Source organism: Streptomyces sp. NPDC091371 (genome assembly GCF_040684275.1).
Taxonomy (GTDB): Bacteria; Actinomycetota; Actinomycetes; order Streptomycetales; family Streptomycetaceae; genus Streptomyces.
The window spans coordinates 1-23,858 of the sequence record NZ_JBFBFP010000049.1; the positions used below are offsets into that span (position 1 = coordinate 1).

Genomic DNA, 23,858 nt, shown 5'->3' on the forward strand with positions numbered 1-23,858 from the left:
TCCTGGCCCCCCGGGGGGTCGGGGGTGTCCTTGGTTTAGGGGGGATGGCGCTTCTGGTCCCCCCGTATGCCCGCCAATGGGGGGGGGGGGGGGCCGGGGGGGGCGGGGCCCGCCGGGGTTGGTCAGGCGGTTGCGATGAGGTCGAGAGTCGATTCGATGGAGTTGAGCTGGGCGACGATGTGCTTGACCCGGCCTCGGGGAACATCGGTACAGCCGTTGGCGCTGAGATTGATCATGAGATCTAGCTGCGGATCTCCGTGTTCGGGTGAGGCTGGGCCTGGAGGCGTTCGCGGAGGTCGATCTCCTCGGGAGTGAGCGGGTCCCCGGGCCGACGGATGCGGACGGGCTTGGGCCGCACCGGCAGGCTGTCGTCCGCGGCGGCTTCCTCAGCTTCGGCGAACGCTCGGTAGAGCGAGGCGACCGAGGGGTTCTTGCCCGCGTTCTTCCCGGTCTTGATGACCAGCTTCTTGGCGATCTCCGGGACGGGGACGCCCTTTTCCTTGAGTGCGACGGCGAAGGTAAGCATGTCGTCGTTGATGACCTTCGGCCTTCCGCCGTGGTTGCCCTTGGCCGCAGCGGTGACCTGACCTTCGAGGGTCTTCTCCCGGATGTAGTTGCGCTCGATCTGCCCGGCCACGGCGAGCACGGCGAAGAACATGGCGCCCATGCCGTTGGGGTCATAGATGCCGGTGAGCGGGCCGGTGAGGAGTTCGAGCTGGATGCCGCCGGCCTGAAGCTCGGCGGACAGCGTCATCAGCTCGGCGGCGTTGCGCGCGAGGCGCTTGAGCTCGTGGACGGTGAAGATGACCGGCGTCTCGGGTGCGGCCTCTTTGAACTGGCGGGCCAGGGCAAGCGCCTTCTCCAGCTCGGGCCGCACCTTGATGCGGGTGCTGATCTGCTCCTTGAAGACTTTGTGGCACTCCGCCCGGTGGAGAGCTTCGAGCTGGCTCGCCAGCTCCTGCCGGGCGGTCGATGTCCTTGCGTACCCGATCCGGACCGGCCGCTCGGTACGGGGCGCGGGCACGATGGCGAGCGCCGGGCCCTGCTTCCACGCGCGGCCCGGGTACCGGTCGGCGGGGACGGGGATCTCCAGTTCTTCGCGGAGCGCGGGGACGAGGACGAAGCGCGGGGTGTGGTACTTCGCGGCGGTCTTCCCGCCCCGGGTGCGGCAGGGGCTACCGGCGGGCGCGTCACAGCTCGGGCAGTCGTGACGTTCTACCGCCAATGCTGCCTGATCGGGCGTGAGATCCATGGCGGCAGTCTCTCAGAAGTGCCTCGCACAACGCGCGGGTTTCGAGAGGACTTTTGCGAGTGGCGACCTGCGGAAACGTGATCACTTCCGGCGCTCTCGCAGAACTCTCACAGATGTTCGTTTATGAGAACGGCCGCGCGCGACAGCCGCAGCCCGAAGCTGCCCGGTGCGACTGAGCTCATGCAGAGTCGGCGCCGCGGCGCAGCGTGAACCAGAAAGTCGGGACCGGGTTCGTGCCGGGCGTCACGTCGTCCAGCTGCCACCCAGCGAACCTGGCGCTGAGTTCGTCCGCAGTGACGCCGGACCACGAGTCGTCAAACGCCCCGGGCCCGTACCCGAACATCAGCAATCGCGCACCGGGGGCGGCACGCTTGGTGAGGCCGGCTGCGTAGGCGTCGCGGCGGTGCGGTGGAATCCCGCAGTAGCAGCTCAGGTCGAAGAACAGGTCGTACGGACCGGGCACGCCCACCTCGTCGAGACGGGTGGCGTCCCCGCACAGCACCGTGACGTCCGCTCCTGCAGCGTCGGCCTTCTCCCGAGCCTGCCGTACCGCGCGGTCGACCAGGTCGACGGCCGCCACCCGCCAGCCGTGCCGGGCCAGGTACACCGCGTTGGTCCCGGTGCCGCAGCCGAGTTCGAGGACCTGGCCCGGCATCAGCGCACCGGGCCCCTCTGTCAGGGCCACCAGCTCGGGCGGCGTGATGCCGCTGTCCCACGGCGGCTTGCCGTCCCGGTAGAAGTCCTCCAACACGCGGCGCACAAAACCCTCTTGCTCGAGCTCCGCAGCCGTCCGAGTCTCACTCATCGCTACCCCTCCAAGAAATTAGAGTTCATCTCTAGTGACTGACTCTAGAGATAGACTCCCGGCATGGATGCGGTCAAGGGATCCGACGGACAGAACGTCAAGCGCCCCGACAAGAGGGCCGAGCGCTCGCGGCGTACCCGCGAGAAGATCGTTGCGGCGGCGCGGGAGCTGTTCGTCGCGCAGGGGTACGGTGCGACAAGCCTTCAGGAGGTTGCGGATCGCGCGGGTGTGGCCGTCCAGACCGTGTACTTCGTGTTCCGAAACAAGCGCGCGCTGTTCAAGGACGTCGTCGACACGTCCATCGCGGGCGACGTCGAACCGGTCGCCACGATGGACCGCGACTGGTTCCGCGCCGCGTGCGCCGAGCCCACCGCGGCCGGGCAACTGCGCGCCCACGTACAGGGTGTACGCGACATCCTCGGCCGGGTCGCCCCGATCATGCCGTTGATCGCGGCTGCGGCCGCCACGGACCCGGAGATCGCCGCGCAGTGGCCCGCCGGCCCCGACCCGCGCTATACCGTCCAGCACGCCGCAGCGAAGGCACTGACCTCCAAGCCCGACGCCCGCCCCGACGTCGATACCGCCCGCGCCGCCGACCTGCTGTACGGGCTGCTCAGTCCGGAGCTATACCTGATCTTCGTCCGCGACCGGGGCTGGTCCCCCGACGCCTGGGAGGAGTGGGCATGTGTGGCCCTGACTACCCACCTCTGCACAGACCACGAGTAGGCCACCGACTCTTCGGCGACAGCCGCCGAAGCAGAGTCCGCGACCGGCTACGGCTGCGGAAGCTGACCGGGACGCTCACGCCGCTGCACCGTCGTCATCATCGTCAAGCCCGGCAGCGTCCGGGTCGCGCAGCGGCCGCAAGGCCCCGCCGGCCGGGGCGGAGGCGGTGAAGCTGTAGCGGCCCAAGACGTTGAGGTTGCGGTGCTTCAGCGGGGAGAGTCGGGCGATGTCCTCGTCCCGGACCTCGTGGCCCTCGGCGCGGAGCTGGGCGACAGCGGCGTCGATGTACCGGGTGGTCCAGAGCACCACGGCGTTGAGGACCAGACCGAGCGATCCGAGCTGGTCCTCCATGCCGTCCCGGTACGCCTGGTGGATGGTGCCGCGCTTGCCGTGGCACACGTCGCGGGCCAGCTTGTGGCGGGACTCCTGCACGGTGAGCTGGCGGTTCATCTGGCGGCGGTAGGTGTCGTCGACCGGGTCGACGACGCGGAGCAGGTGCTCGGTCTTGGCGATCCGCCCGTACTCGGCGAACGCCTGTCCCAGCGGGGTCGGGTGGCCCTCGCGTCCGAACATCCGCAGCAGGTCGTAGGCGCGGACCTGGTTGGTGACCAGGGAACCGGCGACCCGGAGCATGTCCGGCCAGTGAGTGATCACCTTGTTCAGGTTGACCCGGTTGCGGGCCAGCGGCTCCAGCGGCCCGTACGTGCCTGTCTCTACGCCGGGAAGGGACGCGCGCCAGAATCGTTGGTCGTCCAGGTCCTTGAACCGGGGGCTGAAGTTGTAGCCCAGGATGCGGAAGATGCCGAACACGATGTCGCTGTACGAGGCGTTGTCGGTGGCGACCATCTCCGGCTTCACCCCGCCGTCGAGGTTCAGCAGTGCGTCCAGGATGTGCAGGGAGTCGCGAGGGGTGCCCGGCACCACCATCTGCCCGATCCCGGCGATCTGATCGTTGACGGCGTTGAGCCAGGTGATGCCGCGCTTGAACCCGAAGTACTTCGGTGACGGGGCGGCGTTGATGGTGCGGACGGGGACGACGAACCGCAGTCCGTCGACCGAGGCCAGCAGGCCGTCTCCCCAGTACCGCACGATCGGCACCTGGCCCTGGGCCTCGATCAGTGCGGCGTTCGCCGCCGCGATGGTGTCGGCCCGCAGGTAGAACTGGTCGACGTGCACCAGCCGGGAACGGTGAAGCGCCTCATGTGCGGGGTTGATGACCGGGGTCATGCCGATGTTGCACGCCTCCGAGACCAGGAGGGCCACCAGTGAGGTGGTCAGGTCCTTCATGCGGGTTGCGCCATCGCCCAGGTGTACGAAGGTGTCCAGGAACCCGGTCCAGCCGTGCACCTCGAACAGCAGCTCCGGCAGGTCGATCTTCGGGAGCATCTTCTCCACCCGCCCCCGCAGCCACGTCAGGGACTTCGGTTCGCCCAGGGCGCCGAGTTTGGACACGTTCAGCTTCGCCCGGCCGCCCGGCGGGACCTCGATGGTGACCTTCGTGTCCTGCCCGGCCGTCTCCAGCCGCTCCGCCATCTGCTTCCACGCCGCATCCAGCGCCGTCACCAGCGCGGCCAGGTGCTCCTCGACCGGCATGTCCAGACTCAGCCCGGCCAGGACGTCCTCCCGCACGGCCTCCCACTCCGTGCCGTCCAGCAGCCGGGCGCGCGGGTCGGACCAGCGGTGCGAGGGAGAGGCGAACACGTCCCGGCGCTGAAGCGCGCGGTACAGCTGCTCCAGCACACACACCACGTATGCGTCCCTGTCCACGGCCCCCGGCGGCAGCTCGGCGTTGGCGTACACCACCTTGCGCCACGCGGCCGGCACCAGCTTGTCATCGACCTCGCGCGGCAGCAGCGGCTTGTCCTTCACCCGCCGCCGCGCAAGAGCGGGCAGCCGCTTCACCCCGGCCAGCACCCGCTGCCCACCGGTCGCCGCGTCCAGCGCCTTCGACTCGCCCAACAGCGACAGGAACGGCCGCACCGTGTTGTACCGGGTTGCCAACGCCGCCCGCATCGCGACGGCCGCCGAGTCCTCGTCCTCCGGCACGAGCGAAACCACCAGCGCGGCCGCACTCATCACCACGGCCCGGGGCGCGACCTCCTCCACCGCCCGCCACAGTGCCGCCGCGTCCAGATCCGTGCCGTGTGCCTCGACCAGCTCCAGTTCCTCGAACAGCACCTTCGCCGCCCGCGCCAGGGTCCGCGACGCCTTCTCCAGCTGCGGCAGCGTCGAGAGCCGTTCTTTGTCGGTGGCCCTCTTCGCCCTGCTGATCAGCCTCGTCGCCATCAGCACCGAGAACAGGTCCAGCGCCTCATCGATCGCCTTGGCCTCAAGGTGGCGCATCACCGCGGTGAGCATCGCCGTGCGCTTGGGCTCCGCGGCCCGCTCCAGGCTCGCGGCCTTTGACCCCAGCCCGTACCGGGCCAGCGACGCAAGCCGGTTCGGCGGGATCTGCGACAGCTTCAACCGCCCCAGCTGGAACGCACCGATCTCATCGACCCGCTCCAGCGACCGCGCGAACGCCGTGCCCGTCGTCCGCGTCGGCGGCCGGCGCAACCGCTCCAGCTCCGAGTACCGGCCGCCCTCCGGCGTCACCAGCGTGGCCACCAGGTCCACCGGCAGCGCCGGGTCCGCGCGCTGAGCCGCCCTGGCCACGGTGGCATGCAGCCGCTTCTCCGCGATCGTGCGGACCTCTGACACCTGCCGGGCCAGCACCGAGACACCCGGCAGCAGCACCCGGTTCCGCCGCAGCCAGCCCACCGCCTGGTTGAACAACGCGACAGGCCCCTCCGCGTGCGTCCACGCCCGGCCGTGCAGGAACGTACGGAACTTCCGACCCCACTCCGGATCGTCGTACGGGTGGTAGCCGTAGGCGTCCCGGATCTCCCACGCGTGCTCGTACGCCGTCTTCAGCCTCTCGGTGTACCGCTTCACGCACGACGGGTCCTCGACACCGAGTTGCGCGGCCAGGTGCTCGACCACCGGCCACGGCACCGCCAGGGGGTCCTCCAGGAACAGCCCCACGTAGCGGACCGTGCACATCTGGAGGGCGAAGCCCAGCTGGTGATACTTCGTACGCCGCAGCGCGATCAGATCCCGGTCGACATCGTCCAGGAAGAAGAACCGCTCCAGCTCAGGTCTCGTCGGCTCCTCGGCGAACTTCCCGTACGCCTCGGCCTGATCATCAGTTAAGAACTCCACAGGCATGAAGCGGACCGTAGCCAGGCCCCACCCGTGATCGACGATCTTTCGACGAACCCCCGTTCTGGGGACGATCGCTGTGCTAGCCGACAATGATCGTTCTCAGCGCCAACGGCTGTACCGATGTTCCCCAAGGCCGTGACCCACTTGTCGCCCGGGTGGGCAGCGGCGTGGGGTGCGACGGTGCCGGTGATGAACCGACGGAATGTGGTGAGCTTCTCGTTGATCACGGACCGTTCGTAGGCTTCCAGGGCGGCTCGTTCGGCTCCGAGCTGGTAGCCGTTCTCCCTGGTCCAGATCAGTGGCGGGCAGTTGTTGGCGGCGATGATGTCCCGCAGGCAGGCCAGTCCTGCCCGTACTTGGCTGGGCGAGAGTTCGCCGGCCGCAGTCAGCTGGTGGAAGAACAGGCCCGCGGGGCGGGCCTCGAAGAGGATGAAGCGGAGTGTGTCGGCGTGCCGCTGAGCGGCCTGGCCCCGGCGCCGGGAGGCGCGGGGCATGGCTACTGGCCGCTCAGTACCTGTGTCTGAGCCGTTCATGACATGTGCGTGCAGCGTTCCAACAGCCGGCGATACCGTTCGGGGTCTGCCAGGATGATGCGCCTGGCCTTCTCATGACTGGTGCGGAGATCAGCGGGATAGTCCGCCGGGTCGAGGCTGAGTTCCAGCGAGAGGTCCTGGCGTGTCTCGGGGTCTTCGCAGGCCAGGAATGCGGAGAGGCACGCCGATCGGTAGTCGTCGCGGAGATCGGCCAGTGCCTCCAGTGCCGCTTTGCTCTCCTTTGTGGGAACTCCCCGCCGCAAGTCCTCCATGGAGGCGTACTGGAGACCTGGGCGAGCGAAGTACCAAGCCATGCTGGCGCCAACCTTTTCGGGGTCGGAACCGGTCCGCATGTAGTCGATGATCGCGGCCTGGATCTGGCGGTAGCCGCAAGCTGTGACCAGGGGCTGGACGAGTTGTCGTATGCCGCTTCGGCACTGATCGTGCACGGCGGCATGCGTGAGGGGGCCGGCGTGCTGCCGTGTCGCCGCTGGATCCTGGGACGCGGCCTCGCCGAGCTCGTATCGCTTCACCTCGTTGCGGTGGTACTGGGGCTCGCCTTCCATGATCGGCGGCAACTCCCAGTCAGGGCAGAAGATCGCAAGGAGCTCGTCCAGCATGGGCTCAAAGTCGACTTCCCGCCCGGCTCGGTCGGGGAGTATCTCCAGCGACATTCCGTGGCCTTCCCTGGTTCAGATCGTCTCAGCCCGATGAGAGCCTCGGCTCAGGCTAGGCGTCAGACCTGCCTGAGAGTCAGCGAATCGGCTATCGCCTGAAGCCCCCAGAAGCAGACCCGTTGCTGCTCGCGGCTACTTGGGGTCCTGGCTGTCCCATGGGTAGACGAGCTGGTGGGGACTGAGTTGCCACTCGGTCAGTACGGTGGCCAGCTCAGACTCGTCGGTTGCCTCAGCGGAGGCGATGAGCACTGCCCCCACGTCGTAGTCGAAGCCGTCGATGCGTTCGCCGTCGTACTCCCAGTGCTCAAGGCGGAAGGCTCGGTCAGTGTCGCTGTGAACCCAGCCTTGCTCGCGTGCCTCGGTATCACGTGGGGTCTTCCTGGGGGTGATGTCCACGAATGCCCGGCGGCCAGTCCGCGTTGCTGGGACTTCCGCTACCAGTCTCCTGCCGAGGCGGAGGGCGGTCAGCTTGTCTGTGGGCCAGTTCGAGGCGTCGTTCACGAGGCCCTATTTTGCTTGTCCTCGCGTCCGTCCCGGGAGATTTTCTTCTGGACGATCCTGCGGGCCATGAGGGTGATGGCGGCCCATGTGATCAGGGCTTCACTGTGCTGTACGAGCCTCTCGTAGTCGCGGGCGTGGCGGCGGGCGTGCATGAGCCAGGCCAGGGTGCGTTCGACGACCCAGCGGCGGGGCAGGACGACGAATCCGGTGGCGTCCTTGGGCCGGCTGACCGTCTTGATGGTGAGGCGGAGGTACTTCTTGGCCCAGTCGACGAGCTGGCCGGCGTAGGCGGAGTCGGCCCAGACGATGGTGATCTCGGGGTGCATGAGGCGGAGGCGGAAGAGGACTTCCTTGGCTGCGTCGCGGTCGGTCATGTCGGCGGGCGTGACCATGACCAGGAGAGGGAGGCCGCGAGTATCCACGACTATGTGCCGTTTCCGGCCGTTGATTTTCTTGGCCGCATCGTAGCCGCGGGAGTCCTTGCCGACGGTCTCGGCGGCTTTCACGCTCTGGGAGTCGATCACGGTGGCGACCGCTCTGGGACCTTTGCCCATGTCACGGCGGATGCGTCCGCGCAGATGGTCGCGGATCTGCCCGATCACGCCCGCGGCGGTCCATCTCGCCATGAAGCCCCAGACCGTGCGCCATGGCGGGTAGTCCGCGGGGAGGGCTCGCCATTTGCATCCGGTGTCGACGACGTACCGGATTGCGTCGACGATCTCCCGTCTGGGGTGTTTCTCCGGGGCCCCGCCGATCTCGGTCTCGCAGGCCGGGACCGGCAAGAGGGGTTCGAGCAGGGCCCACTCTGCGTCGGTGGTGTCCGAGGGATAGCGGCGAGCGCGCATCAAGATGTCCTGTGACAGTTTGACGGGGGTGGTGGCCTGGCATCGCCGGTCCACCACCCCCGTGCAGGTCAGGCGGTTGCGATGAGGTCGAGGGTGGATTCGATCGAGTTGAGCTGGGCGACGATGTGCTTGACCCACTTGTCGCCCGGGTGGGCGGCGGCGTGAGGTGCGACGGTGCCGGTAATGAACCGGCGGAACGCGGTGAGTTTCTCGTTGATCACGGCCCGTTCGTAGGCCTCCAGGGCTGCCCGTTCGGCTCCGAGCTGGTAACCGTCGGCCCTGGTCCAAATGAGGGGCGGCCAGCCGTTCGCCCCGATGATGTCGCGCAGGCTGGCCAGCCCGGCCCGTACCTGGCTGGGTGAAAGTTCGCTGGCCGCGGTCAGCTGGTGGAAGAGAAGGCCCGCGGGCCGTGCCTCGAAGAGGATGAAGCGGAGTGTGTCGGCGTGCCGCTCGGCAGCCTGGCCCCGGCGCCGTGACGCGCGGGGCATGGCTATTCGCCGGCCAGGAGACGGGCGAGTTCGCCGTCGACGTCGACCTTGCCAGTGTCGACCGCGGTCTCGATCCAGTCCAAGGTCGCCCTCACCCTCGACACGTTCTCGTGCACGATCGCCTTCTCGTCGTCGCCCAGCTGGCGGTCCCGCAGGCCCGGGACGGTGCGGCCAGCGGAGGCGACGAACGAGTGGCAGGCGGCGACCAGGTCGATGAACTCCATGGTCCGCTCGATCCGGCGGACCGCCGGCGCGACCGGGCTGGTGCGCTCGAAGTGCTCACGGGCCTGACGACCCCGCTCGACCTGGGCGTGATTGACCTGGTGGCGGGCGGTGTCGTCGGACATGGCCTTGAACGCGACATCGGGCCTGCGCAGCAGGCCCGTGGTGACCTCGGCGGCCACCGCCTCGTCACGGGTGAGTTCTTCGACGGCTCGGACCCTGTCTTCCCGGCTGACCTGGGCGGCGACCGCCGGGCGCCGCAGAAGACCGGTGGTCACAGCCGCAGCCACCTTCTCGTCCCGGGTCAGTTCCTCCACCACCCGGACCTTGTCCTCGGCGCTGACTTGCGCTGCCACCGCGGGCCGGCGCAGGAGCTCGGTGGTCACGGCCGCGGCAACGTCGTCGTTCCTGGCCAGCGCGTGGATCGCGGTGATCTTCTCCTCGGGCGAGACCGGGCTCATCACGCTCTGGCCGACGCGTCGGGACGCATCGTCCACCGACCAGTGCAACTTCCCCTCGGGCGGCGTCGCGATCGTCGCGAACCGCTGTTCTTCATTCTCGATACGGGCCAGCGTGCGGTGGACCCTGAAGGATTCTCCCGGCCTGCGGTGTTCAGCCGGCCAGCGGGAGGCGGTCCACCTCGCGTTCTCCACCGTCGACAGAGCCAGACCGATGTCCTCGGCGAGACGGATCATGGAATTGCGAACCGTCGCCACCCTCTCGCCCCCGGAGCTGCCGCCGTGCTCACGCAGGGGCTCGATCTCCAGGGCGCGGTCACCGATGACGAACATCTCCTGGGAGTGTCGTTCGACTACTTCGCGGAGCTCGGCGACGATCTGCTCGTATCGCCGCTGGCTGACGCTTCCGACCTCGTTGTGATCTGCGGGCATGTGTTTCACCACCCAGAGCGGGCCGGCCGCAGCTCTCAAGACCACGACGGAAGCGGCCCGCGTCCCTGACAGCGTCGAGTCACAAAACCGCTGATCACAACAAACCCCATGGAACTGAATGGAATTGGACAAAGCGTGACCGTATGGGCGTTCGCGCTGCGGTTACCGTGACCGTTCACCGAACGATTCGTTCCGGGCCCGCCAGGCCCTCACCTTGCACCGGCCCGAGCAGTAGAGGGCGTTCGCCCTACGGTCCAACCCGGCGATCCATCGGACCCCGCAGATGGCGCATTCCGTCAGACCGACTCCGTCCCGCACCGCTGCGAGCCGCTTACGCAGCCGCTGCTGACGACGCCATGACCTGGAACGACAAGCCGACGAGCAGAACACCGCACCCCGGCCAGCACCCGGCGCCAGAGCCTCATCACACCCCCGGCACCGACGCTCACCAACCCGCCCGGCGCCAGCAGACACCTCACCAGACTAGGCCGTTCGGTCAGCCAGATCAGGGGATCGGAAACAAGTACTTACCAAGGCAAGTCGATCAGGATCCGGCGCAGCCTGGAGCGGTCAGGCGTAGGCCGCTGTCTGACCGTGATGAGGCTCGGAGTGCCCGCCTCCCTCAGCACGAACCGTTGGCCCTCGCTGCCCGGTTCGACGGCTGGCAGCACGATGGGGCAGCCGCCGTCCGGTAGATCAGGTGGGTGCACGACGACCAAGGGGGTTTCGGCAACAGGGTCGATGAAGTCGATGACGCAGCCGTCGACGACGCAGCCGTCCGCCGGGCAGAGCTGGACCGCGCAGAGGTCGGCACCGCATAGGTTCCCTCCGCAGCCGTCGATTCCGCAGCCGTCCGCGGTGCACCCGTTGGCGCCGCACACGTCGTGGGAACAGCTGTTGGCTCCGCAGCCGTCCGCACCGCACCCGTTCTCACCGCAGCCGTCGACCCCACACACGTTCCCCGGGCAGGCATCGGTTCGGGCGATGCCGTAGCGGGGGGTCACCACGTAGCGCATCACACCACCTCCAACGGGAGCAGCCTGCGTCCGCCGGCCAGCCCTGCGGGATCGACTCTCGCTGGCTTCACTCCCGCGAGGTCCTCGTGCGATACGACGCCACCTGGGTCGAGGACGACGTCGGCCCGCGTTGTCACAAAGTCGGCTGCGGCGGCCTCGGCTCCTGAGAGAAGGCCGTTCGCGACGGCGTAGGTGAGGAGTCGCCGCTTGATGTCGTACTTCCAGGAGGGGCACGGCAGGGACGCCGCCTCACCCGCCGTCTGCTCTGGGTTGACGAACTTGTGGGCGCAGGCGCCACCGCACGAGGGCAGCAGCCGGCAGTTGCGGCAGGCCGCCTGCTCGAACGGGCTCCACCGTGCCCAGTCGGATAGGCGCTCCTGTTTAAAACGGGCCTTTCCGTCGAGCAGCGAGCCGACCTTGAGGTGCGGCATCGAGATCGTGTCCCAGCACTTGTGCAGGTCGCCATTGGGTGCGCAGACGACACCGTCGGGTGCGAGCGCCCCGCAGATGCCGAGGAACCGGCGAGGGTAGGGTAGCGGCGCGAGGCCGAGCTCGAAGGCCAGGCGCTGCAGGCTCGTCTCCAGGACCGCGTACTCCTGCTTAGTCATCGTGGCCTCGGACACCGCATGGCACCCCTGGGTGATCGCTTCGACGGGCGCGAAATACACGCTGAACCGGCCTGTCTCGGCGAGGCCGCGTGCGGCCAGGTCCCACAGCAGATCTTCGATGCTGGCGCGGTTGCGGTCGTCGATGTTGACCCGGACCGTGATGCGCATCCCTGTGGTGAGTAGCGCGTTCTGGATGTTGCGGAGGATCCGGTCGTAGGTGGCGGTCCCCTTCAGGAGCGCCCGCCTCGCGTTATGAAAGTCCGACCGGCCGTCGATCGTGATCTGCGCGAGGCGTACGCCGTGTTGCCACAATGCGGCCGCTGCGTCTTCGTCCAGGAGATAGCCGTTGGTCACGATCACGGCGTCGTACGCAGCATCCTGCATATCGTTTACCAGTTCGGCGAACCGCTCGGACAAGCGGTACACGATGTCCTTGGCCATCAGCGGCTCGCCACCGTACCAGGAGATGTGGAGACGGCGGCCCGGCGACAAGGCGGCGGCAACGAAGTCGACCAGGGCGTCTTGCACTCGGGGAGGCATGCGGCCGACTGGTTTGTCCGTGCCTTGGAAGCAGTAGTCGCAACCGAAGTTGCACGCCAGAGTGGGCGCCACCGTCAGGACCTGCGTGGCCGGGTTGTTGCGGGTGCGCCAGTACTCGTCTTCCAGCGCGGCGAGTTCGTTGCGTTCCCGGGGCTGCAGGAAGCCCGCGGCCACGAGTTCGGCCGCCACGCCCCCGACCCCACTGCCTGCGCCGCTCTCGCTCCCGTGGTCGAGCACGGCGACCTCGGCCCGTTCCAGGAGGGCGGTCGCGCCACTCGCTGTGTTGTGAACGAGTGCGCGGCCGTCGGCGAGTCGGCAGATGATGTTGTACCCGGACGGTTCGTACGGGCCAGTCATCGACCGTTCCCGCTCTGTGCGTCCTGCGCACGCGCTGCCGCACCGTCCAGCAGATCGGGTAGCCGTCCGAGGATCGAATCCTGGGTCTCACGCACCGCGTCAAGGATCGCCGCGTCGTTGCCGCCAGCGCCCCCGTTGCTCTGCAGGGTCTCGCGCACGTGCTGCAGCGCCGTGCGCAACTCGGCCGCGTCAGGCTGCCTCTGCCGCACGGGCACTTGAGCTAGTACCTGGGCGAGTAGTTGTACGAGCTGCCCGACGGTGAGAGCCCCGACTAGTGCATCCGCCCGCAGTCCTTCCACCTCAAGGACGATCTGCCGCTCGCTCTGCGAGTCCGTCCGCTGGTCCAGCAGGGGGCTGTCGTTGGAGTCTGTCATCGGCGAGGCCACCTCCCTTGAGGCTCCCGTCGCGCAAGAAGCCTGTGCTGTCGTGTTTGTCGGGGAAGCTGAGTCTGTTCAAGGTAGCGGCTGTGCACACGGTTCGGGAGACATGTGTAGTTGATCCTTCGCCAGCCGTGGGCCCCCTGCCGGGACGTGACCGTCAGCCCCCGGAGATCACCGCCCGCCTGCACTGGCGGTGTACGGGGCGGTCCTGGAGCGGGAAGCCGCGTAACGCCGCGAGTTGCTGGACCAGCTGGGAAGCAGCTACGGGGTCACTTGTCCTATCTCAAACTCATCGATGCAGACGAAGCCCTCAACCGCGTTCTGGACGAGACACGGGCGTTCACCCCAGCTCGGAGTGCTTCGGCCTGGTTCCGGTGGCTGTGCAGACGATAGGAGGGGCCATCGATGCCGACGGTCGTCGCCTGGTGCAGGAGCCGGTCGAGCCTGGTTGCTGCGACGGTGGCGTCGCCGAACGCGCCTGACATCCTTCAGATAGCAACGAAGTGAGGTGAAGATCGGGACTGACCGGTTTTCAAGAATCCCCATCAAGCTGGCACCTCGCGGCCTGCCCTGACGCTGGACGACATCTACCCCGACAAGCAGCCCCGTGCCGAACTCCCATCCCAGAAAGGGACCAACTCGAGGCGGCCACAGCACCACAGGGAGTACAGCCGGGGCTGGCCCGGGATCCTCTGGCGCCTTGGGGACCGCGGTGCTCAGCCATCGTCCCCATGCCCACGACGTTCGCGACGCCGTCGTCCCCATGGTCCAATGCGTGACGTTCTGGGTGGGAATTGCGTGAACGTAGACACGAGCTGGCCGCCGCAGCCTGACCTGGCTCAGCACGGCACGCATGTCCCTTTGCGGCGGCGAGCCCATTCGCCCCGCTGATACGTAAGCCGAGAGACCCTCATCAGCGCTTCCGGACCGGGCGGGTGAGGTGCGGCCACAGGCGCCTCAGGTCGCGGGCGACCCGCCTGGCCAGCACTTCTGGGTCGTTCGCGGTCCATCGGTGTGCTGTGCCGCGCGCGTCGGTGGCCGAGGCCCTGGACGTACTCGTCCCAGGAAACGACCCGGACTCCACACGGGCGGTGAACGTCTCCGGGCAGGCCGCGTCAGGACAAGCAGCGGGTGCTGCGGAACAAAGCCAAAGCGACCAAAGCCCTCAACTGGTGGTGACCAAGGCACCCGAGGGCGAGCGGCCACTACTCGCTTGAGCCCCGGGGTACTCGTAAGGGTGCCAGCCCACTTCGCGCCGGCTCGGCGCCCTCCCCACCTGGTTCCAGGGGGCAGAGAGGACGCTGGGGTTGTTCCGGTCGGCTACAGGACGGGGGTGGGGTGTAGGCGCGGGCCTGGGTGGTCCACATCGCGGCGTACTCGCCGTCCGCGGCCAGAAGGCTGTTGTGCGTGCCTTCTTCAAGAATGCGGCCATGGTCGAGGACGACGATGCGGTCGGCGTGTTGGGTGGAGCCGAGGCGGTGGGTGATGAGGATGACGGTCCGGCCGACGGCGAGTTCGCGGATCCGGTCGTAGGCGGCCTGCTCAGCTCGGGGGTCCAGCGCGCTGGTGGGTTCGTCGCAGATGAACAGCGGTGCGTTCTTACGGGCGTAGGCGCGGGCGGCCGCGATCCGCTGCCATTCGCCGCCGGAGAAGTCCCGGCCGCCGGACTGAGCGGGGCGGATCTCGGTGTCGAGGCCGTCGGGAAGTGCGTCAATGACCTCAGTGGCGTCTCCGGCGCGGGCGGCGGCCAGAACGGCCTCGTCGCTCTGGTCGCCTTGGCCCAGGGTGATGTTCTCGCGGGCCGTGGCCTGCCAGCGGGCGATGTCCTGAGGCAGCATCGCGAGGCGGGAGAACAGCTCGTCGGGGTCGACTGTGGTGAGATCGGTGATGTCCCAGCTGACGGTGCCGCTGGTGGGGGCGTAGAGGCCAGCGAGGAGCTTGGCCAGGGTGGACTTCCCGGCGCCGTTGTGGCCCACGATGGCGAGGATCTCCCCGCGGCGGACGGTGAGGGAGATGTCGGTGAGAACGGGGGCGGCAGCACCCTCGTACGCGAAGCTGACGCGGTCGGCGCGGATGACGGCGGGGTTCGCGGGCACCGGCGCGGGGGCGGCCGGGAGGGTCGTGCGGATTTTCGCGTCCGTGAGGAAGGTAGCCCAGTCGGTGAGGTAGAGGCCCATGCGGTAGGTGGTGGTCAGCCCGGTGGCCAGCCCGGTCAGGAGTGCGCGGCTGGTCTGGACGGCGATGAGGGCGGTCGCGGCGTCGGCGGTGGGGATCCGGCCGTGGACGGTGAGCCACAGCAGGGCGCCATACACGGTGAGGGCGGCGGCGCCGGCGAGGGTGTCGCCGGTGAGTTGGCGGCGGGCGTTGTCGGCGCCGATGCGGGCGGTGTGGTCCTCCAGGCGGCGGCTGACGGTCCGGTACTGGTCGAGGAGCCACGGCCGCATGGTGCCAGCGCGGACGTCGAGGGCGGTACTGCGGCCGGCGGCGAGGTACATGAGGATGTGGCGGGTCCGGCGGTCGCCGACGGCGTGCCGGTCGGCGCGGTGGGTGGCCTGGGCGGCGCGGGCGGCGGCCCAGGCGCGGGGCAGGACCGCGAGGAGGAGCAGGGGCAGCAGCAGCGGGTCGAGGGCAGTCAGGATCCCGGCCGCTGCGGTGATGCCCAGCGCGGCGCCGGTGACGGCGACGAGGGATTCGACGATGGTGTGGGCGTCCTTGGCCGCACGGTTGGCGGCTTCGCCGTGGTCGCACCAGGAGGGGTTGTCGTAGGCGGCGAGGGGGACGCGGGTGGCGGCCTCCAGGTAGGCGAGCTCAGCACGGCCGTTGACCGCCGGCCCGAGGCGGGCGGTCGTGGCGACGGTCCCGGCTGAGGCCAGGGAGCGGGCCACGGCGACGGCGGCCAGGGCCAGCAGGGCGAGTTCGGCGTGGTCGAGCCGCTGAAGCGGGGCGCCCTCCGCGAACAGGGCTGCGAGCGCGGTCCGCGTGAGGTGAAGGGCCACGGCCGTCAGCGCGCCGACGGCGAGTTGCAGGCCGAGCAGGCGCAGCAGCGCGGTGCGGTCCGCCTGCCAGGCCAGGGTCAGGGCGATGCGGGCCAGGCGGGGCAGGGTGCGGGCCATCGTGACCAGGCCGTCGTTGTGGTCCTCGTGGCGTTCGCTGCCGAGCGCCCAGGCGGGGAGCGGTTCGGGCCCTGGCCGTTGTCGGCGGCGCAGGCGGTTCCCGAGCCGCTCCCCGAAGGGGATGCGGGGGTGCGGGGTGGTCGGGGTGCGGGGCTGTGTGTCTGTCACACCTTCCGCAACGCGTCACCCATACGGGTGGATACGCAACTACCCCTAGTCCATCGCGCGTTCGAATCGATCGGTGGTGAGGACGGGCAGGTAGGGCCAGACGCGGTCGGTCTCGTCCTGCCCGATTACGTGCCCGTCGGTCTCGACCCAGGCGTGGGCGCCACGCGGGGCGAACCGGGCCCCGAGGACCCAGCGGGTGCGGCGGCCGGTGAGGGCGGCGGCCAGGTGGACGGCGAGGGACTCCTCCAGGCAGGCGACGCGGCCGGGCCACCAGCGTCCGGTGGAGCGGACGGCGGCGAGGACACATTCGGTGTCGTGTACGCGGGCGGGGCGGCCGGGCAGGCGGGTTGCGGCGAGGGCGACGGCGGTGACGTGCCGGATCGGCAGGAGCCTCAGGAGCAGCAGGGCCGCGGCCAGGCCGATGAAGGCGGCGGTCCGGTCCCGGACCGAGGGGCGGACGGTGGGGGCGAAGCGGACCGTTGGGGGCGGGCCGGGTGGCGTGTGGCGGACGGGGCGTCCGGTGCGGAGGCGGTCGAGGTCGGCGGCGACGCGGGTGAGGTCGGCCCGGACCCGGTCGGGGTCGACGCCGCTCGCGGCCCAGCGGGCGGTGAACTCCTTGATGACGGCGCCCCGTTCGGGGACGTTCGCCAGCAGGTCAAGGAGGTCGGCAGCGATGGGGTCGAGGAGCGTCCATCGGCCGGTCGCGAGGTCGAGAACGGCTGCTCCGGCGGGGCCGCGGGCGGCGTAGAGGCGGGGCCCGGTCATCGGCTCGTCTCCCGGGCTGGTGTCGGCTCCCACCAGGCGTCGAAGAAAGTGGGGAGGCTGCTCAGCCACACCTCGATGGCGATCAGGGAGTGCAGGCTCCCGAGGTCGGCCGGGGAGCCGTGGATCGTCCGGTCCAGGGAGGACAGGACGACGGGGCTGTCGATGAGGCCCGTCTCGGCCAGGGCTGATCCGGTGAGGAGAGCGCGCAGGGCGGGGGCGTTGGTGCGGAGGCCGTCGTACACGCCGGTGAAGGGCGTCTTGGTGCGGCGGGCCAGGACCGGGGCGTGGACGAGGCCGGTGAGGGCGGCGCGGGCCAACGGCTTGAAGTCGTCCGGGCGGCGACGCTCCCAAGTAGGTACGGCCTGGCCGATGTCGACGATCCGGGTGTCGAGGAACGGAGCGTGCACCGGCAGGCCCCACAGGGCACGGGTGAGGGTGTCGAGGTTGGAGTGCTCGATGCCCGTGGCCTCCAGGGCGAGGCGTTCGCGGAGGGCGCCGGGGCCGACGGTGGGGTCTGCGGTCTGAGTGCGGGCGTCGATGAGGTTGGCCAGCGCGGTGCGGCCGGCCGGGGTGAGCCAGCGGGCGGCGGACAGCCGTCCGCACCAGCGGGCCACATCGGCGGCGTCGGGAAATACCCGCGGGGCGGGCCCATTAAGCACGGTGGCGGCGAGGTGGGCCAGCGCCTTGGGGTAGGTGCCGCGTCCGGCGGCTGCGACGGCGCGCAGGACGGGGTGGGCGGCGCTGCGGCGGTCCCGGGCGAGCCCGAGGGCATCACGGAGGGCCGCGACGCGGGCGCCGGTCCGGTAGCGGTCTCCGGGGGAGGCGAGCGCGTCGAGGACGTTGTCGCCGCCCCCACCGGTGAGGTGCCCGGTGCTGCCGGCGGCGACGGCGGGAGCGAGCTGGGCCCCAAGGATGCCGAGCATGCCAACGCTGAGCGCGGGAGCGTCGGTGACGGGAAAGCTGGTTGGGTCAGCGAGCCGGTCGAAGTGCCGACTACCTGCACGATGGCCGTCGACCAGCTGCTGGGTGATGGCCGGGTAGGCGGCGGCGATCTCCGCCGCGTAGCGGGCATCGTCCTGGTCGGCCATCGCCGCGTCGACGTAGGTGACGGCGGTGAGGTCGGTGTGGGCGGCGGCCAGGCAGGTGATCGAGCTGGAGTCGACGCCGCCGGACAGGTCGCTCGACAGCGACCGGCCGGTCAGGGCCCGGCGGCCGACCGCGAGGGGCAGTTCGTGGCGTAGGGCGTCGGCGGCGTCGGCGAACGAGCGGATCGCCGGGCTGGGAGGCCGCTGGATCGTGGGCGGGATGTCGGGGGCGAGGGTCAACGCGCTTCCCGGTGGGACGCGGTGGATGCCCTCGAACCAGCCGTCGACACTGGGCTCCACGCCCCAGGTGGTGACCTCGGCCAGCAGCCGGACGGGGTCCGGGGCCGTGCCGGTGAGGGCGGCGAGAGCGAGCGCGGACGTCGACCAGGTCACCGTCGATTCGGTGGAGGTCCAGTGCACGAGGACGGTGGCAGCCCGGTCCCCCAGAATCCGGACGATGCTGCCGACCTTGACGATCCCCAGGTAGGAGCCGGGCAGTCGGCCGGTGCTGTGCCACTGGCCCCGCGCGGCCGCGTCGGCGGCGCCGCGGGCCTCCTCAGCGGTGGGCAGGCAGGAACCGACGAGGATCACCTCCGCTGTACCGTCCCGGGATACCGCGCGCTGTACTTCGTGGGGGCCGTGGTCGACGGTCCAGGCACGCAGGGTGCCGTCGTCGTGGAACTCGTGTCCGCCGCGCGGGCGCGGGCCGACGGTGCGCGGGGGCGTGTGGGTGACCGTGCCTGCGACGTGCCTCATATCGGGGGGCTCCCTGTCAGCGAGACGTTCCGGAAAAGGCGACGCGCGCCCGGAACGGGCCGACCCGTGAGGGTCGGCCGTCCCGGGCGCGAACGGCGCCGGAGCGGTCAGCCCTGGAAGTACATGGTGTGGTCGGGGTTGTTGAAGCCGCCGCTGCCGAGGGTGACCTCGACGACCGCGCCGAGGTCGGCGACCTCGGGGGTGGTGAAGGCCGTGGAAACGGCCGGGGCCGGGGCCGGGGCGGTCTGGGCGGTCTGGACGCTGGTGTTCTCCATGACGGTCTCCTTCGAGTAGGGCTGTCGGATCAGGTCTTCCAAGGCCGGTGTGACGCACTGACCATCGGCCTCGAACGGAGGTTGAACGTCGCCCCTCCGTTTCGCACTCGGCGCTGTGCTGCCGGGCTGAGACACATCACAGCGCGCATCGCCGCCGCCGGGAAGATGCTTCAAGTTGCTCTGGGTTGCCACCAGTTGCTCCGGTTGCCTTACTCCCGAAACGCGTTCCCCGCCGCCCTTCTGTCGCGCAGACTGGGCTCTCCGTATCCCATCCCGGGAGGTTGAGCGTGAGCGCGATCTTGGAAGACCGGCACCCGCTCAACCAGGTGCTGACCGTGCGCGGATGGACGAACGAGTACTGCCTGCGCCGCGTCGCTGCCAGGCACAAGGATCTTGGGTACGGGGCCATGGCGGTCCGCAAGGAGAAGATCAGCCGCTGGACCCGGCCGGAAAGTCCTCAGACCCCGAATATTCCGACCCAGCTGGCGATGGCCGACGTCCTCGACATAGACAGCCGCGAGGTCTACGCCCGCCCCTGGCCGTACTGGCTTCTGCTTGCTCTGAAAGACGACACCACTATCTGGGAATCGCCCTGGACTCCGGCGGGAACCATTCAAGCACTCGACGCCGCCGGAGGACTCGTGGAGCAGGACCGACGCCGATTTCTGATCGCCACGACCGCCACAGTCGCAGCGGTCCTTGCCCAGTGGGCCACCGCTGAATCCGCCCCCGCATTCTCATCCGGTGGCCGCCAGATCGGCGCCGCCGTCGCCGACCGGTTCGACAATCGGCTCACCGAGCTCCGCCACCTCGATGACGATCTCGGCAGTGACCACGTCTACGATGCCGCGCGCGCCGAGAGTCGTCTCATCACCCGGCTGCTGCGGGAGGCGGCCTACAGCGAGGAAACGGGCCAACGCCTCCACGCCTGCGCGGCGGAGGCCTCCCGGCTGGCCGGCTGGTGCGCGTTCGACAGCGGCCAGAGCGCCGCCGCAGAGAAGCACTTCGCGACCGCTCTGCGGGCCGCCGCCGGATCCGGAGACCGTACGGCCGGAGCAACCGCGCTCGCCTTCTGGGCCAACGTCCGGTACTCCAACAGCCGGCCCGACCCCCGCGGGGCACTCGATCTCATCGACGGAGCCCTCGCCCACCGTGCGAACATCGCCTCGCCCCGGGTGCTGACGATGCTCCACATCCGCCAGGCCCGCGCCTATTCGATCGCTCAGGAGCCCACGGCCGCGTACCGGGCGATCGACCACGCACTCGCCGCGTACGACCGGGGTATCCCGCCGGGCGAGGACCTGCAGTCGATGTACTGGGTCAACACGGGCGAGGTGTTCCAGGCTGCTGCGTCGACCGCGCTCCGCCTCGGTGACCCGCAGCGGGCCTTGACGTACTTCTCGGCGGCCGCGACCCACCACGATCCGTACGACCCGGAGAAGGAACCGCGCGGCACAGCGATCTATCTCGCGCGGGAGGCCGAGGCGTACCTTGCGCTCGGAGACTTGGACGGTGCCGTGGAGACGGCGCAACGATCCGTCGACCTGATGGGCGGTGTCAGCTCCGCGCGGGGCAGCGAGACCTTGACCGGTCTGCGCTCCGAACTCACCAAGCACCGCGCCATACCGGTCGTGAAGAACTTCCTCAACGAAACCGCCTGATGTCCTATGCGCCGTGGTGTGGGCTCTCAGTTAGCCATCACCAGGGCGCGGGCCGCTCCCTGCAGGCCCTCCACAACGGCTGTCCAGTCGTCCGCCGAGAGGGTGTCACGCCACTGGTGCGGGCTCTTCCAGATCGTGCCGCCGTCGTCTGCGAGTTTCCTGATCTCCGCCGCCACGATCACCGCGAGGGGCTCGAAGTACTCGGCCCCCGGTGACGAAGTGCCGTTCTGGGCGCTGGCATGGGGCCCGCCGGCCGCGTCGGTGTACTCCCGCACCGCCAAGGTCCACGAGACCCTGGGCGACCACCGGGCCGCCGCCGAGCAGTACGCTCTCGCCGCCACCGCCCGCCCCGCCGGAACCTACGCGCGGATCGTCGCGCTGGACCTAGTCGCCGGCGCCGAGATGCACCTCAAGCGCGGCAGCATCGAGCAGGCGTGCGCCACGTGGCACCGGGCGATCGACCACATGGACGGAGTCCGCTCCGTCCGCACCCGCAAGGCCGTCAGCCGCATGCGCAGCGACCTGGCACGCTTCCGGGCCCGCGGCCTGCGCTGCGCGGCCGAGCTCGACGAACGGGGCCGCGACTTCCTCGCGAGCGCCTGAGTCAGGCGCCGGGCTGGAGCGGGGCCTGGGCGTACCGGCGGATGATCGGCTCCAGGTAGTCCACGTGGGGTCCTGCCAGGTCGGCCAGCTGATCCGGGGAGCGCACGAGCGCGAGTTCGTCGAGTTCGGGCTCGCGGCCCTCCGCGAGCTCCGCCGCCACCACAGCAGCGAATCGTTCGCGCAGCTCCGCCTCCGGCCGGGCGGGAGCGAGGTAGGTCAGCCCGATGCTGCTGTTCTCTCCACGGGTCACCGTCCACAGCCGCAGCTCGTCCGGCTTGACGTCAACCCCGGTCTCCTCGGCCAGTTCGCGCGCGGCCTGGCCGCGCAGAGCGGCCTCATCCAGAACCTCGCCGCCCCCGGGGGGTTCCACGGACCCGCCTGGCAGCTGCCACCGCCCGGGGGCCGCGGTCGAGGGCGACATCCTCACCACGAGGACCCGGCCCTCGTCCGTCGGCTGGACGGCGTTCACGAACAACGACGGCAACGACGCAGCGCCGGGAACCCGGCGCAGAGCATAGTGGCGGTACGTCACCGGAGCCCAGCGCAGAAACAGCGTGTGCGGGGCCTCCCACCGGAGTTCCGCGCACGCCACCACCGGCCCGTCAAACAAGGTCGGGTTGGCCCGGACTGCCGTGTCCCACACACGATCCCGCGCCGCTACGTGCTCCGGGGGAAGCTCAGGCGCTTCACCCTCTGCCAGACGAAGGTGGTGAACGTCGAACAGTTCAACGCCCGAAGGCGGTGTCTTGGTCACCCGACTCATCGTAGGGGTCTGAAAGGCCGGACTTCCCCGTGTCCCAAGAGGCACCATCGTGGCCCGTGCAACACGGTTCTCGTGCACCGCGTTGCGCGGCTTCATCTGTCGGCCGGACCCAGTCCTCGATGGGGCCGAGGCTGAACCCGGTCAGCTGCCCGGTGGCGCCGACGCGTCGGTCACCGGCGTGGGAGCCGAAGGCGTGGGCGGCGTCCTCGATGACCGTGATGACCCGTTCGGTGAGCGGGGGGCCCGGCGTCGGTGAGGTCGATGGCCGGGCCGCCGTAGAGCACGGGCATGACGGCCCGCGAGCAACAAGTCCCTGGCCGCCCAGGTCAACCGGATCGGGGCCGCGGCGGGCGTACCACTGCGGTATGAGCACACCAGCGTCGCCAGATGGGTGAATCTCGGAATGATCCCGCGCGGCCGTGTGCCCGAGTTCGTGGCCGCTGTGCTGGGCGAACGTCTCGGCAGGCCCGTGAGCGTGGACGAGATCGGCATGTATAGCAGGTGCGGCGGAAACCCTGATATGGGGTTGGGTTTCGCCCGCGACCCCGTCGACGCCGTCCGCGTCGCCGCCACCTACTGGAGAACCGTGGACCGCACCCGCCGCCAGGTCATCAGCAACGGCTTCGCCATCGCCGCGTTCGCCACCCCGGTCACCCGCTGGCTGGCCAAGCCCGCCGATGCCCCCATCGCTCACGAAGGCGGCCGCCGGGTCGGCCGCAGCGACCTCGCCGAGCTGTGGAAGGCAGCCGACGAAGCCCGCCTGTGGGACTCCCGCTTCGGCGGCGGGAACTGGAAGGCCAGCTCCGTCACCGAATGCCTCCGCCTGAACGCCGCGCCGCTGCTGACCGGCACCTACACCCAGGCCGTGGGGCGCGAGCTGTTCGCGGCGACCGCCGAACTGTCCCGGGTCGTGGGATGGTCAGCGGTCGACACCGGCCGTCACGACATCGCCCAGCGCCACTTCGTGCAGGCCCTGCGCCTGGCCCGGGCCGCCGGCGACGTGGAAACCGGCTGCTACGTTCTGGCGACCATGGCCCTGCAAGCCTTCCTGCGCGGTCACCCGCAGGAGGCGGCCGATATGGCCGAAGGGGCCTACGAACGCGGCCGCGGGCATGCCGCACCCCGGGTACTGGCCTTCGCCAAACTGGCCGAAGCCCGAGCCCACGGCCGTACCGGAAACGCCCGGGCCGCCAAAGCCGCGCTCGGCCGGTCCCAGGAACTGCTGGACTCCATCCGCCCCGGCAGCCACGACCCCGAACAAATGGCCTACATGACCCACGCCCGGCTCGCCGCAGACGCGACAGAAATACACCGCGACCTCGCCGACCCCAAGGGGGCGTTCGCGTGGAACGAGCTCGCCGAGCCCATGCCCGCGGACCGCTTCACCCGCGCCACTGGCATCCGCATGGCCGTCCTCGCCGCCAGCCACCTCCAGGCCCGCGAACTCGAACCCGGCCTCACCGCCGCGCGCACCTCACTCGGCATCCTCACCAACGTCCACTCCAGCCGCGCCCACAGCTACCTCCACGACGTCACCCGAGCCCTCAACCCGTGGAAGAACCACCCCGAAGTCGCCGACCTCATCCACCGCACCCGCACCGAGCTGCCCGCCGCAGCCTGACCTG

23 protein-coding genes and 1 pseudogene are annotated in these 23,858 nt (G+C 69.7%); 4 read left to right on the forward strand and 20 right to left on the reverse strand.

Features of this window, described 5'->3' with window-relative positions; all coding sequences use genetic code 11:
• Nucleotides 1-241: 241 nt before the first annotated feature.
• Nucleotides 242-1,252: a recombinase family protein gene (locus AB0O21_RS33945; protein ID WP_365177649.1), complete on the reverse strand. Its 1,011-nt coding sequence runs from the start codon at nucleotides 1,250-1,252 to the stop codon at nucleotides 242-244.
• Between the two features lie 178 nt (nucleotides 1,253-1,430).
• The gene (locus AB0O21_RS33950) at nucleotides 1,431-2,012 is read right to left on the reverse strand and encodes a class I SAM-dependent methyltransferase (protein ID WP_365177652.1); all 582 of its coding nucleotides are present in this window, start codon (nucleotides 2,010-2,012) and stop codon (nucleotides 1,431-1,433) included.
• A 108-nt stretch (nucleotides 2,013-2,120) separates the two neighbouring features.
• On the opposite strand from AB0O21_RS33950, the gene AB0O21_RS33955 reads away from it, so the two are divergent.
• Nucleotides 2,121-2,783: a helix-turn-helix domain-containing protein gene (locus AB0O21_RS33955; protein WP_365177655.1), complete on the forward strand. Its 663-nt coding sequence runs from the start codon at nucleotides 2,121-2,123 to the stop codon at nucleotides 2,781-2,783.
• 75 nt (nucleotides 2,784-2,858) lie between these two features.
• Here the strand turns inward: AB0O21_RS33955 and AB0O21_RS33960 are convergent, their stop codons facing one another.
• From AB0O21_RS33960 to AB0O21_RS34030, 15 genes and pseudogenes are all read right to left on the reverse strand, one after another.
• Nucleotides 2,859-5,990 (reverse strand): Tn3 family transposase, encoded by a 3,132-nt coding sequence (locus tag AB0O21_RS33960; protein ID WP_365177658.1) that lies wholly within the window; start codon nucleotides 5,988-5,990, stop codon nucleotides 2,859-2,861.
• A gap of 134 nt (nucleotides 5,991-6,124) precedes the next feature.
• Nucleotides 6,125-6,481 (reverse strand): annotated as a pseudogene (locus AB0O21_RS33965) (RacP protein); the annotation flags it as partial.
• Nucleotides 6,482-6,516: 35 nt separating this feature from the next.
• Nucleotides 6,517-7,140, reverse strand: a complete 624-nt coding sequence (locus tag AB0O21_RS33970) for a hypothetical protein (RefSeq protein ID WP_365177661.1) — start codon at nucleotides 7,138-7,140, stop codon at nucleotides 6,517-6,519.
• Between the two features lie 189 nt (nucleotides 7,141-7,329).
• Entirely contained in the window at nucleotides 7,330-7,698 is a 369-nt protein-coding gene (locus AB0O21_RS33975) for a hypothetical protein (RefSeq protein WP_365177664.1), read from the reverse strand.
• Nucleotides 7,695-8,543, reverse strand: a complete 849-nt coding sequence (locus AB0O21_RS33980; protein ID WP_365177667.1) for an IS5 family transposase — start codon at nucleotides 8,541-8,543, stop codon at nucleotides 7,695-7,697. The genes AB0O21_RS33975 and AB0O21_RS33980 overlap by 4 nt, the downstream gene beginning before the upstream one ends.
• A gap of 68 nt (nucleotides 8,544-8,611) precedes the next feature.
• Nucleotides 8,612-9,031 (reverse strand): RacP protein, encoded by a 420-nt coding sequence (locus AB0O21_RS33985; protein ID WP_365177670.1) that lies wholly within the window; start codon nucleotides 9,029-9,031, stop codon nucleotides 8,612-8,614.
• Nucleotides 9,032-9,033: 2 nt separating this feature from the next.
• Nucleotides 9,034-10,143 (reverse strand): DUF6192 family protein, encoded by a 1,110-nt coding sequence (locus tag AB0O21_RS33990; protein WP_365177786.1) that lies wholly within the window; start codon nucleotides 10,141-10,143, stop codon nucleotides 9,034-9,036.
• A 527-nt stretch (nucleotides 10,144-10,670) separates the two neighbouring features.
• A complete protein-coding gene (locus AB0O21_RS33995; protein WP_365177673.1) occupies nucleotides 10,671-11,159 on the reverse strand; it encodes a Cys-every-fifth RiPP peptide CefA in 489 nt (162 codons plus the stop codon).
• Nucleotides 11,159-12,664 carry a radical SAM protein gene (locus AB0O21_RS34000; protein WP_365177676.1) on the reverse strand — a complete coding sequence of 502 codons (1,506 nt, stop codon included), beginning with the start codon at nucleotides 12,662-12,664 and terminating at the stop codon, nucleotides 11,159-11,161. Before AB0O21_RS34000 ends, AB0O21_RS33995 begins: the two co-directional genes overlap by 1 nt.
• Entirely contained in the window at nucleotides 12,661-13,038 is a 378-nt protein-coding gene (locus tag AB0O21_RS34005) for a hypothetical protein (protein ID WP_365177679.1), read from the reverse strand. Before AB0O21_RS34005 ends, AB0O21_RS34000 begins: the two co-directional genes overlap by 4 nt.
• Nucleotides 13,039-13,322: 284 nt before the next feature.
• The gene (locus tag AB0O21_RS34010; protein WP_365177682.1) at nucleotides 13,323-13,529 is read right to left on the reverse strand and encodes an ATP-binding protein; all 207 of its coding nucleotides are present in this window, start codon (nucleotides 13,527-13,529) and stop codon (nucleotides 13,323-13,325) included.
• A gap of 720 nt (nucleotides 13,530-14,249) precedes the next feature.
• Nucleotides 14,250-16,325 (reverse strand): ABC transporter ATP-binding protein, encoded by a 2,076-nt coding sequence (locus tag AB0O21_RS34015; protein WP_365177685.1) that lies wholly within the window; start codon nucleotides 16,323-16,325, stop codon nucleotides 14,250-14,252.
• 45 nt (nucleotides 16,326-16,370) lie between these two features.
• Entirely contained in the window at nucleotides 16,371-17,090 is a 720-nt protein-coding gene (locus AB0O21_RS34020) for a lasso peptide biosynthesis B2 protein (protein WP_365177687.1), read from the reverse strand.
• Nucleotides 17,087-18,931, reverse strand: a complete 1,845-nt coding sequence (locus tag AB0O21_RS34025) for an asparagine synthase-related protein (protein ID WP_365177690.1) — start codon at nucleotides 18,929-18,931, stop codon at nucleotides 17,087-17,089. The genes AB0O21_RS34020 and AB0O21_RS34025 overlap by 4 nt, the downstream gene beginning before the upstream one ends.
• Before the next feature lie 107 nt (nucleotides 18,932-19,038).
• Nucleotides 19,039-19,206, reverse strand: coding sequence for a hypothetical protein (locus AB0O21_RS34030; RefSeq protein WP_365177692.1), 168 nt, complete (start codon nucleotides 19,204-19,206; stop codon nucleotides 19,039-19,041).
• 287 nt (nucleotides 19,207-19,493) lie between these two features.
• On the opposite strand from AB0O21_RS34030, the gene AB0O21_RS34035 reads away from it, so the two are divergent.
• Nucleotides 19,494-20,867 carry a transcriptional regulator gene (locus AB0O21_RS34035; RefSeq protein WP_365177695.1) on the forward strand — a complete coding sequence of 458 codons (1,374 nt, stop codon included), beginning with the start codon at nucleotides 19,494-19,496 and terminating at the stop codon, nucleotides 20,865-20,867.
• A gap of 26 nt (nucleotides 20,868-20,893) precedes the next feature.
• Here AB0O21_RS34035 and AB0O21_RS34040 read toward each other — a convergent pair whose 3' ends face one another.
• A complete protein-coding gene (locus AB0O21_RS34040; protein ID WP_365177698.1) occupies nucleotides 20,894-21,142 on the reverse strand; it encodes a hypothetical protein in 249 nt (82 codons plus the stop codon).
• Between AB0O21_RS34040 and AB0O21_RS34045 the strand changes: the two genes are divergently transcribed.
• A complete protein-coding gene (locus AB0O21_RS34045; protein ID WP_365177700.1) occupies nucleotides 21,129-21,470 on the forward strand; it encodes a hypothetical protein in 342 nt (113 codons plus the stop codon). The two genes, AB0O21_RS34040 and AB0O21_RS34045, sit on opposite strands and share 14 nt — an antisense overlap.
• 1 nt (nucleotide 21,471) lies before the next feature.
• Here AB0O21_RS34045 and AB0O21_RS34050 read toward each other — a convergent pair whose 3' ends face one another.
• Together AB0O21_RS34050 and AB0O21_RS34055 are read right to left on the reverse strand one after the other, a co-directional pair.
• On the reverse strand, nucleotides 21,472-22,281 hold the full coding sequence (locus AB0O21_RS34050; RefSeq protein WP_365177789.1) for an NUDIX domain-containing protein: 810 nt from the start codon (nucleotides 22,279-22,281) through the stop codon (nucleotides 21,472-21,474).
• Nucleotides 22,196-22,606: a DegT/DnrJ/EryC1/StrS family aminotransferase gene (locus tag AB0O21_RS34055; protein ID WP_365177703.1), complete on the reverse strand. Its 411-nt coding sequence runs from the start codon at nucleotides 22,604-22,606 to the stop codon at nucleotides 22,196-22,198. The genes AB0O21_RS34050 and AB0O21_RS34055 overlap by 86 nt, the downstream gene beginning before the upstream one ends.
• Nucleotides 22,607-22,753: 147 nt before the next feature.
• Here AB0O21_RS34055 and AB0O21_RS34060 point away from each other — a divergent pair, with 147 nt between their 5' ends.
• The gene (locus AB0O21_RS34060; protein ID WP_365177705.1) at nucleotides 22,754-23,854 is read left to right on the forward strand and encodes a sporulation protein; all 1,101 of its coding nucleotides are present in this window, start codon (nucleotides 22,754-22,756) and stop codon (nucleotides 23,852-23,854) included.
• Nucleotides 23,855-23,858: the final 4 nt, after the last annotated feature.

What these genes read in the sequence shown, in the direction of transcription:
- AB0O21_RS33945 (WP_365177649.1), bottom strand. Translation starts at nt 1,252, where the DNA reads ATGGATCTCACGCCCGATCAGGCAGCATTGGCGGTAGAACGTCACGAC.
- AB0O21_RS33955 (WP_365177655.1), top strand. Translation starts at nt 2,121, where the DNA reads ATGGATGCGGTCAAGGGATCCGACGGACAGAACGTCAAGCGCCCCGAC.
- AB0O21_RS33960 (WP_365177658.1), bottom strand. Translation starts at nt 5,990, where the DNA reads ATGCCTGTGGAGTTCTTAACTGATGATCAGGCCGAGGCGTACGGGAAG.
- AB0O21_RS33970 (WP_365177661.1), bottom strand. Translation starts at nt 7,140, where the DNA reads ATGCTGGACGAGCTCCTTGCGATCTTCTGCCCTGACTGGGAGTTGCCG.
- AB0O21_RS33980 (WP_365177667.1), bottom strand. Translation starts at nt 8,543, where the DNA reads ATGCGCGCTCGCCGCTATCCCTCGGACACCACCGACGCAGAGTGGGCC.
- AB0O21_RS33985 (WP_365177670.1), bottom strand. Translation starts at nt 9,031, where the DNA reads ATGCCCCGCGCGTCACGGCGCCGGGGCCAGGCTGCCGAGCGGCACGCC.
- AB0O21_RS33990 (WP_365177786.1), bottom strand. Translation starts at nt 10,143, where the DNA reads ATGCCCGCAGATCACAACGAGGTCGGAAGCGTCAGCCAGCGGCGATAC.
- AB0O21_RS33995 (WP_365177673.1), bottom strand. Translation starts at nt 11,159, where the DNA reads ATGCGCTACGTGGTGACCCCCCGCTACGGCATCGCCCGAACCGATGCC.
- AB0O21_RS34000 (WP_365177676.1), bottom strand. Translation starts at nt 12,664, where the DNA reads ATGACTGGCCCGTACGAACCGTCCGGGTACAACATCATCTGCCGACTC.
- AB0O21_RS34005 (WP_365177679.1), bottom strand. Translation starts at nt 13,038, where the DNA reads ATGACAGACTCCAACGACAGCCCCCTGCTGGACCAGCGGACGGACTCG.
- AB0O21_RS34010 (WP_365177682.1), bottom strand. Translation starts at nt 13,529, where the DNA reads ATGTCAGGCGCGTTCGGCGACGCCACCGTCGCAGCAACCAGGCTCGAC.
- AB0O21_RS34020 (WP_365177687.1), bottom strand. Translation starts at nt 17,090, where the DNA reads ATGACCGGGCCCCGCCTCTACGCCGCCCGCGGCCCCGCCGGAGCAGCC.
- AB0O21_RS34025 (WP_365177690.1), bottom strand. Translation starts at nt 18,931, where the DNA reads ATGAGGCACGTCGCAGGCACGGTCACCCACACGCCCCCGCGCACCGTC.
- AB0O21_RS34030 (WP_365177692.1), bottom strand. Translation starts at nt 19,206, where the DNA reads ATGGAGAACACCAGCGTCCAGACCGCCCAGACCGCCCCGGCCCCGGCC.
- AB0O21_RS34050 (WP_365177789.1), bottom strand. Translation starts at nt 22,281, where the DNA reads ATGGTGCCTCTTGGGACACGGGGAAGTCCGGCCTTTCAGACCCCTACG.
- AB0O21_RS34060 (WP_365177705.1), top strand. Translation starts at nt 22,754, where the DNA reads ATGGGGTTGGGTTTCGCCCGCGACCCCGTCGACGCCGTCCGCGTCGCC.